Source organism: Nitrospira sp. T9, from assembly GCF_052156535.1.
GTDB lineage: Bacteria > Nitrospirota > Nitrospiria > Nitrospirales > UBA8639 > Nitrospira_E.
The window spans coordinates 27454-41487 of record NZ_JBQKUP010000025.1 but is presented as its reverse complement, the minus strand read 5'-3'; the positions used below and the strand labels follow the sequence as shown (position 1 = coordinate 41487).

The 14034-nt window shown below is 47.8% G+C and carries 9 protein-coding genes; 1 reads left to right on the top strand and 8 read right to left on the bottom strand.

The annotated features are described in order from the left end of the window. From ACTRXD_RS03435 to ACTRXD_RS03415, 5 genes are all read right to left on the bottom strand, one after another. On the bottom strand, positions 1 to 3111 hold a 3111-nt coding region (locus tag ACTRXD_RS03435; protein ID WP_442430442.1), incomplete at its 3' end, for a molybdopterin-dependent oxidoreductase. 52 nt (positions 3112 to 3163) lie between these two features. Continuing rightward, the gene (locus ACTRXD_RS03430; RefSeq protein ID WP_312741590.1) at positions 3164 to 3352 is read right to left on the bottom strand and encodes a hypothetical protein; all 189 of its coding nucleotides are present in this window, start codon (positions 3350 to 3352) and stop codon (positions 3164 to 3166) included. 139 nt (positions 3353 to 3491) lie between these two features. Next, positions 3492 to 5456 carry a cytochrome ubiquinol oxidase subunit I gene (locus ACTRXD_RS03425; protein WP_442430441.1) on the bottom strand — a complete coding sequence of 655 codons (1965 nt, stop codon included), beginning with the start codon at positions 5454 to 5456 and terminating at the stop codon, positions 3492 to 3494. Between the two features lie 471 nt (positions 5457 to 5927). Next, positions 5928 to 6521 carry a transaldolase family protein gene (locus ACTRXD_RS03420; RefSeq protein WP_442430440.1) on the bottom strand — a complete coding sequence of 198 codons (594 nt, stop codon included), beginning with the start codon at positions 6519 to 6521 and terminating at the stop codon, positions 5928 to 5930. Positions 6522 to 6909: 388 nt separating this feature from the next. Beyond that, complete coding sequence (locus tag ACTRXD_RS03415; RefSeq protein ID WP_442430439.1) at positions 6910 to 8433, bottom strand: sigma 54-interacting transcriptional regulator; 1524 nt, start codon at positions 8431 to 8433, stop codon at positions 6910 to 6912. A gap of 262 nt (positions 8434 to 8695) precedes the next feature. Between ACTRXD_RS03415 and ACTRXD_RS03410 the strand changes: the two genes are divergently transcribed. Continuing rightward, positions 8696 to 9436 carry a ferredoxin--NADP reductase gene (locus ACTRXD_RS03410; protein WP_442430438.1) on the top strand — a complete coding sequence of 247 codons (741 nt, stop codon included), beginning with the start codon at positions 8696 to 8698 and terminating at the stop codon, positions 9434 to 9436. Between the two features lie 386 nt (positions 9437 to 9822). On the opposite strand, the gene ACTRXD_RS03405 is transcribed toward ACTRXD_RS03410, so the two are convergent. The 3 genes from ACTRXD_RS03405 to ACTRXD_RS03395 all read right to left on the bottom strand — a co-directional run bounded on the left by ACTRXD_RS03405 (position 9823) and on the right by ACTRXD_RS03395 (position 13509). After that, positions 9823 to 11370: a sigma-54-dependent Fis family transcriptional regulator gene (locus tag ACTRXD_RS03405; protein WP_442430437.1), complete on the bottom strand. Its 1548-nt coding sequence runs from the start codon at positions 11368 to 11370 to the stop codon at positions 9823 to 9825. Positions 11371 to 12051: 681 nt separating this feature from the next. Then, a complete protein-coding gene (locus tag ACTRXD_RS03400; RefSeq protein ID WP_442430436.1) occupies positions 12052 to 12423 on the bottom strand; it encodes a hypothetical protein in 372 nt (123 codons plus the stop codon). A 711-nt stretch (positions 12424 to 13134) separates the two neighbouring features. Continuing rightward, a complete protein-coding gene (locus ACTRXD_RS03395) occupies positions 13135 to 13509 on the bottom strand; it encodes a hypothetical protein (protein WP_442430435.1) in 375 nt (124 codons plus the stop codon). Positions 13510 to 14034: the final 525 nt, after the last annotated feature.

Genomic DNA, 14034 nt, shown 5'->3' with positions numbered 1-14034 from the left:
CGCCCGTCCGTCCGGCCGGGTTTCATGCCCCTTTACCGACTTCGCCGTGGATACATACGGCGCATGCTTGGCCATCGTGACATGGTACGGGAAGGCCGGGTTGTACTTCGCCCGGATCATCAACCGCGCCACCTTGTAATAAGGGTCGCTAGGCTTCCATCCACGATACGGCCGGTCCACCGGGTTCCCATCGACGTAGACATAGTCCCCGTCGTTGATGCCACGATCTTTGGCCGCTGATGGGTTGACATGAATTTGATGCTCACCCACCCCCGGTGTCCGCTTATCCATCCGATAGGCATCGCCAAAGTTGGACTCATACATCTGCACCCAGTCATTCACCGACCATTGGCTATGCACCCGATGCCGGGTCTTCGGCGTTACGCAATAGAACTGATACCCCTTCTCCCAGAGCGGATTGGCGTATCGTTTAATTTCCGCCCAGGGCAACTTGATGTTGCGGACGGTTTTATCGTCATGATGTTGCGCCGTGATCGGAATCCCATAGTCATCCGGCCGGATATACGGATTGGATGACATGATCGCATTCGGCAGATACGGTGTCGCTTCCGTTCCTTCCCGATGCGAGATGAAGTTTTCCCCATATTCAATGGCCTCCGGCTCCACCCGGTAGGTCTCCAGTCGGCCACTGCGGGTCCACATCGGCTTCGATTCGTTGGTTTCTTCCCATAATGGGATACGAGGATAGGTCCGGGTCATCACCATCCAGCCCTTTTCCGACTTCAGCATCGTGTCAGCCGAATACCCGTAAGAGGTGCTACCGGCATCCAACAACCGTTGAACATACACGTCCACGCGATTGTCATAGACAAATTTAAAGTAATCGCGGAACCGGCCATCACCCGTTATTTCGGTGAGTTTGGCCGCGACGCCCGCGACCGTATCCAAATCGTTCCGCGTGTCATACAACGGCCGGATGCCACCTTTCCATACCTGCATCCAGGGGTTGGAGACGGTGGCGGTCATTTCAGGATAGGTAAACTCCATCCACCCGTTCACCGCAAATGACACATCGGCGTGATTCACATCTGATGTCATTTCAATGTCCTGAGTCACAATCGCTTCGATGTGGGGATCCACATTCTTGACCATGTCATAATGGTGTTTTGAATTATTGAGAATATTGACATTCGCCACCCATCGGAGCTTACTCGGTGTCGGCATATGCGTCTTTCCGGTAAATACCCGACGGCCGTACTTGGGTGTATTCACAATCAACGCCGTATCGCCGTGGTTCCAGTACGTCGTTTCTTCGCCATAGTAGTATGGACGGTAATTAATCTCTTTCCCATGGGCATTCGGATCCGTCGTGATCTTGAACGGATTTTCCCCGGTGTGGATCCCAATGCCTTCCCCCGACCATGGCGTGGCCGCCCAGACACCAACCTTATAGTTTCCTGACCAGGTATGACATCCCGAACCGAATTTCCCCATGTTTCCTGTCAGGGTCATCACCATGGCAGCCGCACGCCCCATCGACGTCATATGAAAATAATGGCAGACGCCTTCTCCATTATGAATGGCGGCCGGTTTGATGGTCCCGTTATCTCGAGCCCATCGCACAATAAGGTCTTTCGGACATCGATTGATTTGGTGGACCGTATCCAGATCGTAATCCTGAAGATGGACCTGATACATCTGGAAAAGGGGCATGACATCTGCCTCCCTCCCACTCAGTAATTTCACCCTGAACGATCCCGTCAACGCCGGATCGAGACCGCTGTTCTTAAAGTGCCAACCTACCAGTTCTCGGTGAAGCGGGACCGCCTTGTCCTGATTGAGATCCCACACCATAAACCCTCCAAGGCGAGCGATCTGAGAAGGCGAAAGCCCTTGCACTTTCCCCGAATACGTTTTGGAGAAATCCGGGAAGGCATAGTCTTTAATGACATCGCGCGGATCCAAATATTGCAGAGTATCCGTGCGAACCAACAAGGGTAAATCCGTGCTGGATCGAATAAAATCGCTGTCCTGAAGACCATCGTCTAAAATAATTTTGCAGGCCCCGAGAAATAACGCTCCATCTGTCTCGGGACGGACCGGCATCCAATAGTCGGCCCGTTGTGCGGTGGGATTGTATTCCGGGGTAATGACCACCACTCGACCACCTCGTTCAATGGACTCCAGCTTCCAATGAGCTTCCGGCATCTTGTTTTCGACGAAATTTTTGCCCCAACTTGTATTCATCTTGCTGAATCGCATATCGGAAAGATCACAGTCGATGGCTTGCGCTCCGGACCAGAATGGTTGCGAAGGATCCTGATCACCGTGCCAGGTCAAATTATTAAAATACCGCCCACCCTGGGCATTATCCGGCCCAACCTTTCTCACCCAACTATCTAACAGGGCTCCACATCCCCCGTTCATCCGGGTAATGCCCATTTTGCCTATGACACCTAAGACAGGCATACCGGCCCGGAATTTCATGCTCCGGACTCCTGAGCCCTTCATCATCTCGATCATTTCCGGAGGATACCCTTGTTCCCGCAATCGCCTCGCACCGGCCTCGCCGCTATACCGGTTGGCGATCACGATCATGGCCTTGGCCAAATAGGTAAACGCGGTATCCCAGGAGACCCGCAACATATCATCCAAATAGCGCGCATTGAATTTATATTTCGTCATGACCGTTGGGTCTAATTCAGGACTTCCGTCATCCATCCAGGCTTTCCAGCCACGCCGCATCAAGGGCCCCTTTAAACGATAGGGACCATACACCCGGCGATGGTAGGTATACCCCTTCAAACACATCCGGGGATTATGGGCAAAGGTTCCCCGATTCCCGTACATATCCTCATAGGTTTGATGATCGTAGTTTTGCTCTACGCGCATCACGACCCCGTTCCGGACAAACGCACGAATACGACAGGCATGCGTGTCATTGGGGGAACAACACCAGGTAAAGGAACTGTCATACCGGTATTGATCGTGGTAGACCCGCTCCCAGGAGCGATCAGGGTATTCACCCAATGGATTGCCTACCTCCACAACCGATTGCAATGCCGTCAACGCCAACGCATTATCCGCCAACACCACTGCCGCCACAGTGCCTGCTGTAATTTTCAAAAATTGTCTTTTTGTGACCAACATCAAACGCTCCTCCATATAAAGGTTGACTGTTCCGGCTCACGACACAAACCCTTTATTCCTCCTTTCTTTGAGACTGCCTCAACCGATGTCTTTCCCACACATTCAATTCGGCAGGTATGGCCACCGCGGTTTTTGGGGGATCGACCATAAGATTTGCCCAGCCCAACAGTAAGACTCCCACGAAGCTGACTATCCCGAAGATCATTTCAATCAGAGGATTTGCAACCCAAAATTCCATCATCTCTTTTTTCCTCTCTGTTCAATCACTCCATCATCCGCTTCACTTAAATGAGTGCCCGCGCTTTTCAGCGCCCCGTCCTCGCACTGGCTTCAGGAATCAAGGATTCATTCACCAACCTATACTTTCCCCACGAAGCACATCAGATACGACTGGCCGGTTGAGGTGTGAACTGCGGTACAGGGGATGATTCTGGTACCTTCGACATCTCCGGTACCGGCGATTTTTTACCGGCAAATGCCGCCAGCCAGAACACGAATAGAATGGTCGACCAGAACAGCAGAACGTTAAAGGAGATCATATTCGCGGCAAACCCGATGGTGTGGGTATAGGCCCAGGGCGAGTTATCCCGCATTACCTCATTGACATGCCAGAAGAGGCGAACTGATGAACGGATGTATCCCATCAATGCCATCATCCAGGTAAATTCCGTGGCCAGAGCGATCAGGGCATATTGTGATCTGGCCGGCATTTTGCCCCATTGAATGGGGCCCGCCATCCTGGCATTTTTCAGCATGGCCAGATTCATCGGCATCATTAACAAAAGGCACGACATGGTAGTGGCCACCTGGGGCACCGATAGCCCTATCCGCACGTTCGCCGGAATGAAATACCCATAGATGGCTAACCAAATAATATTGAGACTGCCGACCACGAAAAAACAGGTCATAAAAATATTGCCAAACTTTTTCCATTTCACTGCCGGAATCAAATTGCCTCGCTGATACCAAATGAAACTCACAATCGTCACAATGATGAGCATATTGATTCCACCATTTTTGGCAGACATCACCCCGTAGTTGCCTAATACGGGATGCTGTTGACCTCCCATGGCTTTCAACTCAGCCGGGGTCATCACGATGGTATGGGGCGTGATAAATACCAGTAGGCCCACCACCGCAATAAACACCAGATATTTAATGTATCGTTGAAATCGTTCCGCACCCGGCATCCGGCCAAAGCATTGCCACAAGTAATAACTCGTACTCAAAAAGAGAGCACCGATCATGGTGGCCTGAATAATAAACAACCAAGCGAGGAGGCCTCCCATCAGGGTAATTCCCATTTGCTGGCGGTAGGCATATACCTCCCGCATGAGCCAATAGCCCGCAAACGGCAATGGAATGAGGAAAATGACTGCGATAAACATCGCGACATATCCCATCCAGTCGTAATGGGCACGTTCTTCATCGGTTTTAGCCGATAAAAACCGGTAGGCCGCGTAGGCGGCAACGACGCTGCCTCCGAATGCCATATTTCCTAAAATTCGATGAACATTCAGCGGATTCCACAACGCGCTATGAATCGCATGCCAGATATTCCCGAGGTACCGTCCTTGTTCATCCACCCCTGCCGGGGACATCATGAAGGCGATCCACGAATTCGCTAAAAACATCAGCACGGTTCCAATAACATTTAGGACCACGGCGATACTGAGATGCACCCATTTCAGGACTCCTTCTCTCATCCTGTCCCATCCATAGTAATAGATATACAGCGTTCCGCTTTCGGCGACGAAGAGCAGAGCGTAGATGTGCATGACAGGACGGAAAATTCCAGAGAGGTAACTGAAGAACGTAGGATAAAGCGTGAGAAAGGTGAAAAGGAGGATGCCCCCAAGGATCGCGGTCAACGAATATGCGGTCAGACTAATTCTGATAAAATCATAGGCCAGCTGGTCGTATTTCTTCGCCATGGCTTTATCCTTTGTCACCATGCCGATGAACTCAATCACCATGCAGAAGATGGGAACCGCTAAGACAAAACTGCCGTAATACAAATGCTGCTGGTTCGCAACCCAAATCAGCACGCGACTTTCAAAATTCCCATAGCGCGGATAATCGTGAGTATTGTCAGCTGTAAGTGGCGCCGTCTCACTGGACACGATGCCCTCGGTCTTGTAATAAATATCCCGTCCCATTTCGACCGGCGCTGCGCCTTCCTCACCCTCAACAACCTCCTGGACAGGCTGGGAACTTTGCCCTCCCCCTGAAGCGACGGCTTCACCATTTCCAAATAGGATCGGCATCGCGATACCGATCGGCAGCAGCAACATTCCCGCAATCATGCTGATCAATAAAACTGCGGCATTCTTTTTAAGTTTCATTCCTCCACGCTTTCCACTCATATCTCTCCCCCCAAAATCATTGGACTCATCTGACATCCATAAAAAATTTCTTCTGATAAATTTATCTCACAAGTTTTCCTGACATTGCCGAATTCTGGGTGCCACTGCTTTCATTCCGGATGTTCATGTTGTTGAACGCTTTGCATGGGGCATGCCCAATCAAAATAATTCAGTGTCCCAGGACAATCCCTTGTAATCCTAAAGTTTCCATTGTTTTTCTCCGGGATAACATCCGCAGACGGATCATTCACCCACGAAAGAACGTGGTGGGAGGTGGTGGCCAACCACCGCTTTACGTGGCTGGACTCAAAAAATGCGGGAAGCACAAAAGGGGGAAGACTAAGAGCATGACGAAGAAAGATAAGATACCCGCACACCCGCTCACGCTTCGAAAGGTCGGGGGTTCTGAAGAGCACAATCCGGATCGGAGGATGTGGCCAGAAAGGACAATTACACAGCAGGATCGAAAAGTTGCTGAAACACAGGGAATCGCATCGTACAAATATGCCCTCCCGCTAATGCTGCCTCACGCACATCATGAGGAGAACGGATACCGGCAAGAAGCACCTGAGTGGATAGACCATAGTTTTGAAAGACGGTGACAATGGTTCGAATAATATCGTCTCCCTTAATTTGATTGTCCCCGGTGCGATCAAGGCAAATGGACACACACCAGGCACCGGCTTTGGCGGCAATTAAGGCTTGTGTGAGGGAAAAACACAAAGACACATTCACCCTGATGCCTTCAGCTGTCAACCGCTTAGTCGCCTTGAGACCAGCAGGGGTCAAAGGACACTTCACCAAGACATTTTTGTGGATTTTCGATAATTCTTTGCTTTCCTTGACGATGGCCTCTTCTTCAATACTCAACACGCCGACACTGATCGGACTATCTACATAACGACAGATTTCTCGAATTCCTTGATAGAAATTCAACCCCTGCTCAGTAACCAACGTGGCGTTCATGGCTATTCCATCCAGAATCCCAAGCCTACCAATCTCCTGAATTTCTGTGAGACTCACCGTGTCGAGATAGAATTTCATGAGCACTCATTACTCATGAACAGAGGTTGCCCCCCAAGCAGCAGAACCTCAACCAAAATCATGACCTACTGCTCCCGCCTCAGGATCGCGCATAAAACCTGAACTCATGAACCAAATTTCTATAACGAATTGATAAAAAGTAACTGGCTCCATTTTCGGTATGCATACACCGAGCCACAGGTGGATTGAGAGGGACTGAGACGAGAAACCATTGAAAATGCTGTAGATGCTATTGACAAATACGCAGGTTAATAGACTGGCAGTGAAACCCCATGAGAGATCGTGGTGGTCCGGTGGCTCATACCACCATCCACCGTGGTTTCAGCACATGAGATTTCAGAGAAAAGAGTGGGACCAGGTAGAAAGAAAGAGTGTAACGTTGAACAATTTAGGGTCGAGTCGGGCGTTGAAGACCTAATTTTTTGATCCGGCTCCTGAGCGTGCTAGGTGCCAATCCAAGTTGTTCCGCCGCCCCACCCTCTCCCTCAATTTGCCAATTGCTGGAGGCCAGGGTCTGAAGAATATGTTGCCGTTCAAAATCAACCAAACCAGCTGGAGCCTTTGATTCATGGGTGGCATTCTGAAGAATCAAAAGCCGTTCATCGATCCGCAGAATCTTTTGATGAGAGAGAATCACCGCCCGTTCAATAACATTTTCCAGTTCTCGAATATTACCCGGCCAGGAATACCGGATAAGCCGCTGCAGAGAATCCGGTTCAATGATTTCGCAGGGCCGTTTGAGTTTAATAGCATAGTGCTCCAGAAAATGCTGTGCGAGTTCTGGAATATCTTCCGGCCGGGCACGGAGGGGAGGGATGGTAATCGGAAACACATGAAGTCGATAGAAAAGGTCAGCACGAAAACGACCTTGTTCAATGGCTGATGGCAGATCGGCATTCGTTGAGGCCATCAACCGAATATCCACCGGAATAGACTGTTTCCCACCCACACGATCAACCATCCCGTCCTGGATTACTCGTAATAATTTCGCTTGGGTCTCCATAGGAATTTCCCCGATTTCGTCTAACAACAAGGTCCCGCCATGGGCTAACTCAAAACGCCCCTCACGCCTGGAATCGGCTCCAGTAAACGCTCCTTTTTCGTGACCAAATAATTCGCTTTCGACTAATCCTGCCGGAAGAGCCGCACAATTGACCCGAATGAACGGTTTGTTCGCACGCATGCTCCAATCATGAATGGCCTGGGCGAGGAGTTCCTTCCCGGTTCCCGTTTCCCCCGTGATCAGAACGGTTGCCGTGGTGGGAGCGACCTCGCGGGCAAGTTCCAATACATGCTGAAAAACCTGACTTCGTCCTACCATGGCCCCGAAGTGTTTTGTCAGCTTGAGTTCCTCGACCAGATAGATGTTTTCTCGTGCCAACTGTTGACGTAGCAGATTAATTTCCTCATAGGCCTGTACATGATCTATGGCATAGGCAATTTGCATTGCCACTTGGGATAAAAACTCAATAGCATCAGGATCCGGGTTACCCGCATCAACGCTTCCAAGGTTCAACACCCCCACACACTTTCCTCTGACCAGCAGCGGAAGGTTAATCATGCGTCCTAGCCCTTCCTCCACATACCATTGATCTTCCAAAAAGACCTGCTCCTGTTTGAGATCAGGACGAACATGTAACGTCTTGTGATCGTACACCCACCCCATTGCACTCCCAACACGCGGTATCACGGTATCACCTTGGACCACGACCCTCGCCAAATGAGTCGTCACAACATAAAATTGAAACCCATCAGACTTACGGTCATATAAAGTCACACTGACCCGGGCCCAGGGCATGACCTGTTCAATCTGCTCGATAATGGCCTGCCAGAGACTATTGGTATCCCGTTGTGAATTAAGCACAATCGCGACGTTCAGGAGCGCCCGGTAATTTCTCTCAATTCGTTCCACAATCCTTCAATCCTTTGTTATGACAGATTCAAGCACAGAAACGAATGACCTGTCTAATACGAGAAATGAGCTTAAACTTACGCAAAATCTGAGAAGGCAGTACGATTATTTCATGTTTAAATCGTGAGGAAAAAATGGATTCATTTTAATCGGCTAATGAAAACCATGGGCCAACAATTGACTCAACCCCATATCAAACCGCTAGGATAATATGAGTTCGGAATCACCTCATAACGTATGTCACCATCAAGAAGCGATCTCAATGGGAAAACTCACTAGGCCTTCCAGTTATCACGTGGCATTGAAAAAGCGTCAGGAAATCGCCAAGGATACAATGGCGTTCTATTTTGATCGACCGGCTGGATTCACCTATACAGCTGGACAGTTTATCGATGTGTCATTACCGAATCTTTCCACATCCGATCCAGAAGGCCAAACACGGGCGCTGACCCTTGCCAGCGCTCCTTCCGAACAACAGCTCATGGTCGCCACCCGTCTTCGGGACACCCCCTTTAAACGCATGTTGGCAGAAATGCCTCTTGGAACGACAATTGACCTTGAAGGTCCATTCGGACAATTCACGCTACCGCCTGACGATTCCCGAACGATCGTTCTTCTCGCAGGAGGAATCGGGATTACACCGTTCCGAAGTATGGTGGTCGAAACCGCTCATCGCAAATTCTCACATCATCTCATTCTCTTGTATTCAAATCGACATCCCGAAGATGCCGCTTTTCTTGATGAACTGCATACCCTCCAACAAAAGAATACGCATTTTACGTGTATTGGAACAATGACGAACCCAAACCGAGACACGGAAACCTGGGAAGGTGAAACCGGTCGGATTGACAATGTCATGCTTCGAAAATATGTCAAAGAGGGGAAAGCGGCTCTGTATTATGTTGTGGGGCCCCCTGCAATGGTTGATGGATTACGAAAAATGCTTGAGTCTATCGACATTCCAAAGACCAATATTCGCTCTGAAGAATTTGTGGGCTACTGAAAATCTCATGAAGATTGTATTTGCCTCGTTAACCCATTGAGGATAGAAATTTCCCGGACTTCACGACCGAACAGTCATATACCAATAAACAGATTTCAGCATGGATCTGAAAAAAATTGGCCTTGGCGTGAGGCGTTTTTTCGCATGCTGGGGCCACTCACCAGGAGTGGTGCAAAGAAACCTGTTTACATGGGTTTCCCCTCTGAATAATCATCCTGACGGGATGACCTGTTAATGCCATGATGGCAAAGAGATATATTAGTGAAACAGTGGGACGGGCCAAAATATCGGATGGGAGAGCAAAAACGAGAGCATAGCCTATTTTTAAATAAGTACCTCCGGACGAACCGGTTCTCAATCAGACAGACACGCCACGATTGGGTGTCTTATTCAGAGTGCCGCTTGATCCCGAATTTTTTCAATCGGCTTCTCAATGTGCTGGGATGTAACCCCAGATGCTTAGCTGCCCCCAATGGTCCATCAATTCTCCATTCACACGCCGCTAAGGCTTGTAGGATTCGAGTGCGTTCCACGTCTTTTAATTGAGTGGGCGGCATGGCATCCATGTCGTTTCCCGTGGACTGCAACAATGAATCCTCCACATGCATGACGGACGATTGGCAAAGAATCATGGCCCGTTCAATCACATTTTTCAGTTCCCGTACATTACCCGGCCATGGATACTGAACAAGCATTTCCATTGAACGATCATCGATTTCCTGACAGTTTCGTCTGAACTGCAACCGATTTTTCTCCATGAAATGTCGCACCAGAAGGGGAATATCATGCAGACGTTCCCGGAGAGGTGGAACCACAATCGGAAAGACATGCAGTCGGTAATATAAGTCGGAACGAAAACGCCCTTCGGCAATCGCCTTGCTTAAATCGCTATTGGTCGCGGCAATGATTCGCACATCGACGGCTTTCCCCTCGATACTGCCTACTCGTTCCACGATACCATCTTGTAAAACCCTCAGGAGTTTTGCCTGCGCTTCAATCGGCATCTCCCCGATTTCATCAAGAAACAAGGTGCCCCCATTGGCTAACTCAAATTTGCCGGGTCTTCCATTCTCTGCACCGGTAAACGCGCCTTTTTCATGGCCGAAGAGTTCACTTTCCACAAGACCTGAAGGCAACGCCGCACAATTGACTCGAACAAAAGGCTTTAAATTGCGTGGGCTCAACTCATGTAGTAATCGCGCCAATAGTTCTTTTCCCGTTCCCGTTTCCCCCATAATGAGCACCGAGGTGGTGGTTGGGGCAACGGCCTGGGCCAGGTCCAGCACGTTCTTAAACTTTTGACTATTTCCAACCATCGCTCCAAAATCATACGTAACTTTGATTTCTTCTAGAAGATAGGCATTTTCACGAGTGAGCTGTTCCTTCAGGTGGTTGATCTGTTCATAGGCCCGCACATGATCAATGGCAAAAGCAATTTGAGTCGCCACTTGGCGTAAAAATAAGACATTTTCCGGATCAGGATCCCCTGATTCCACACTCCCGATATTCAAAGATCCGATGCAATTATCCCCGACAATCATGGGAATATTGATCATTCTTCCCAGACCCTCTTCGTGATAAAACGCATCTTCTAAAAATACTGGATTTTGCTGTATATTGGGACGAACATGAAGACGCCGATGATTATACACCCACCCCATTGCACTGCCTTCTCGAGGGATGATGGCATCACATTTCAACTTCACCACAGACATACTGGTTTCCACCGCGTAAAACCGGAAGGCATCTATGTCAGAATGATACAACGTAATACCCGCACGTTCCCAAGGAATCACCTTTTTAATATGTCCCGTAATGGCTTTCCACAGACCTTCCGAATTCCGTTGGGAATTTAAGATGTTCGTGACTTCCAGCAGGGTTTGATAGAAGTAACGGGCAAGATGATCAGTTGAGTGGGTCATATCGACTATCATGTATAAGCCCCTCACACTAAAATATGAGTACGAAAGATTCTAACCTTAACTGGAACCTTTGAACCAGAAACTGTTATTCATGGGCAAAAATATTACGCTTAAATTTCTATAAGGAGGCAGCAATTACTGAGCCATAAATAACTTTTGTGGTGGTGTACAAATATCTATTTTCCTCGTCAAAATTGTCTTGGCGCCTTAGCTACTATTTAGAAAAATATGTTATATTTTTCAATAGCTTAATAAGTCAAACCACCACTCATTCCATGGTGCCATCCAGGTCACGCAATTAATCGTTTATTTAAGTAAACTTTATTAAAAAAACTTCATTTTTAATTTTCATAGTAGAGCGAAAACGCACGGAGATGTCCGTGCTAAATCGCACACCCATTCGCCACCCCATGGATGCATGGCTGGATAAGGGTCACCATTGAGGCCACTTCTTCATGTGTGGAAGAAGCGATTTGCCTAAGATTTTTTTTGCATCAGGTCGTAACTGGTATGCAATTCTATGTAGATTAAAAATCTTATAAAAAAAAAGCCTGACGTATAACGTCAGGCACAAGAGTAAACAGGGGGGAAATTATTCTGTTCCAGGAATGAGGAGACTGGCGAACCTCCCCATTCCATGGAACCGGGATGGACATTTACTGGCATTTGCAACTACATCATACAGGGAATCCACTACTCCGTCAGCTTAGCTTGATCAGCTTGGCTTATATGCCATGCAATCTTCTCATTCAGAAGACTCGTATTCCCTTTCAAGGTAGAAGAGATATGCTTCAAGGCATTTCTATGAAACCCCTTCGGGTCGAAGTGTGGCTTGCTCTCAAAATGGGCTATGCGCTTATCTATATCCTGAACACGACTTTCCAGAGACTGGACCTCCCCTTCTGAAGCTTTTGCCGCAGTCATATGATCTTGAATCGACCAACCCTGGGTCTCCATTCTCCAGGCTGAGCTCTGCTCTTGACCGTTATCACTAGCCAGGACCCACTGTGGAAGTCCTAGAAGCATCCCCACAAGAAAAGCTGAAATAAAAAATTTGTTATTCATAACTTCCTCCTTCCAGCATTTATCAGTTTTAAAACATCTTCGAACCTGTCCTGCTAATGTTAACTTTGCTTCCCGCACAACCTATTTCAATATCCAATTTATATGCCAACAAAAATTATATTATATTTACCTTTACATTCAATGATTTAAAATTTTATGAATTTAAAATTATGTCATGCATGTAACATGCAAATGTAACAAAAGTGATTCATGTAGTTACACAATGTTACACTTTTTGTCGTCCATTCTAGCTTCCTTCCGTTTTGTTGATCAGGGTTTTGTCTGAGAAATGTGAAGACGGCTATAGAAGGGGCTACCCCTCCAGCCTGAAGTAATCCATCGGCCCATAATCAGTGTCCGTTAGGAACATTCAGAAAATGAGAAGAGTCTTGGCTCTGCTTTGCCGACTCACTCAGGCTCCTATTTAAGGGACCCGCATGGTTGAGAAAATTGAGGTCCTGTTTCTGAAAAGAACATTAACGGAACACACTCATGCAAGGATTAGGAAACAACCGGCATAAAAGGCAGACCCTCCCTACTAATATGACCCCAAGTAAAAACCGATGAGGCCAACGTCATGGTTAAGTTCGGTTAGACGATTACCCACATTGGCTCAATGACGTTACAGCCGACTCCATCGACGGAAGGGATATTCACAAACACTCAATACCGATAGCCAGGTAATCCTCCCCCTCTTTCTTGGAGGTTCCATTACTCCTCCGTCAGCTTGGCCTGGTCGGCCTGCCGAAAATGCCAGGCAATCTTTTCATTTAGAAGTTTCTCTTGCCCTTCCAATGTACTGAAAAGAAGTTTTAAGGAACTTCTGGTAAAGCCCTTCGGATCGAAGTATGGCTTTTCCTCCAACTTGCTTATGCGTTCATCTAATTGCTGAATGCGGTCCTCTAAAGACCGGGCCTCCTCTTCTTCAGAATACGCAGCAGCTATATGGTCTTGAATGGACCAACCCTGGGTTTCCAGTTTCCATTCAGAAACCTGTTCTTTCGTAATTTCACCAGCCAAAACAAAATTTGGAATGCCTAGGAGTATCCCCACGAGGAAAAATGACATCATTATTTTGTGATTCATGACTTCCTCCTTCTTGCTGACTGCTTCAAAAGAGCACCATTGATTCACTGCCCACCCTTTCATCTCCTATTTATGTCTATCCAATTTATAGGCCAACAGTTTTAAGGCAGTATTTACTTTTAATTTCAATAGCTTAAAATTTGTGAAATAAAATGAACGCGCTAAACTGTTACATCTAAATGCATCAAAAGTGTAATTCCTTGATACATTATGTAACACGTCAGTCTGTCATGCCTTCAGATGCGTTTCTTATTGATCTGGATGTAGGAAGATTAAGAAGATGCGGGATATTTGTAACTGTTCTAAAGGAAGTGTTGAATAATACAGATTTTCAAGGGCAAATTTGCCCAGGATTAGATTACTCATCAAAGGCTCCGGGTCGGTTCAAAAAAGTCCGTCCAGCAAGGCCGCAGCCGTTTTTACGCACGGAGCGTACGCATAGTACGTGAGCACGGAAAAATGGGGAGAACGCCGCTGGCGGCTTTTTTCAACAGACCCCTAAAGGAATAGACGAACAAGGAAAGA

What these genes read in the sequence shown, in the direction of transcription:
- ACTRXD_RS03430 (WP_312741590.1), bottom strand. Translation starts at nt 3,352, where the DNA reads ATGATGGAATTTTGGGTTGCAAATCCTCTGATTGAAATGATCTTCGGG.
- ACTRXD_RS03425 (WP_442430441.1), bottom strand. Translation starts at nt 5,456, where the DNA reads ATGAAACTTAAAAAGAATGCCGCAGTTTTATTGATCAGCATGATTGCG.
- ACTRXD_RS03420 (WP_442430440.1), bottom strand. Translation starts at nt 6,521, where the DNA reads ATGAAATTCTATCTCGACACGGTGAGTCTCACAGAAATTCAGGAGATT.
- ACTRXD_RS03410 (WP_442430438.1), top strand. Translation starts at nt 8,696, where the DNA reads ATGGGAAAACTCACTAGGCCTTCCAGTTATCACGTGGCATTGAAAAAG.
- ACTRXD_RS03405 (WP_442430437.1), bottom strand. Translation starts at nt 11,370, where the DNA reads ATGATAGTCGATATGACCCACTCAACTGATCATCTTGCCCGTTACTTC.
- ACTRXD_RS03400 (WP_442430436.1), bottom strand. Translation starts at nt 12,423, where the DNA reads ATGAATAACAAATTTTTTATTTCAGCTTTTCTTGTGGGGATGCTTCTA.
- ACTRXD_RS03395 (WP_442430435.1), bottom strand. Translation starts at nt 13,509, where the DNA reads ATGAATCACAAAATAATGATGTCATTTTTCCTCGTGGGGATACTCCTA.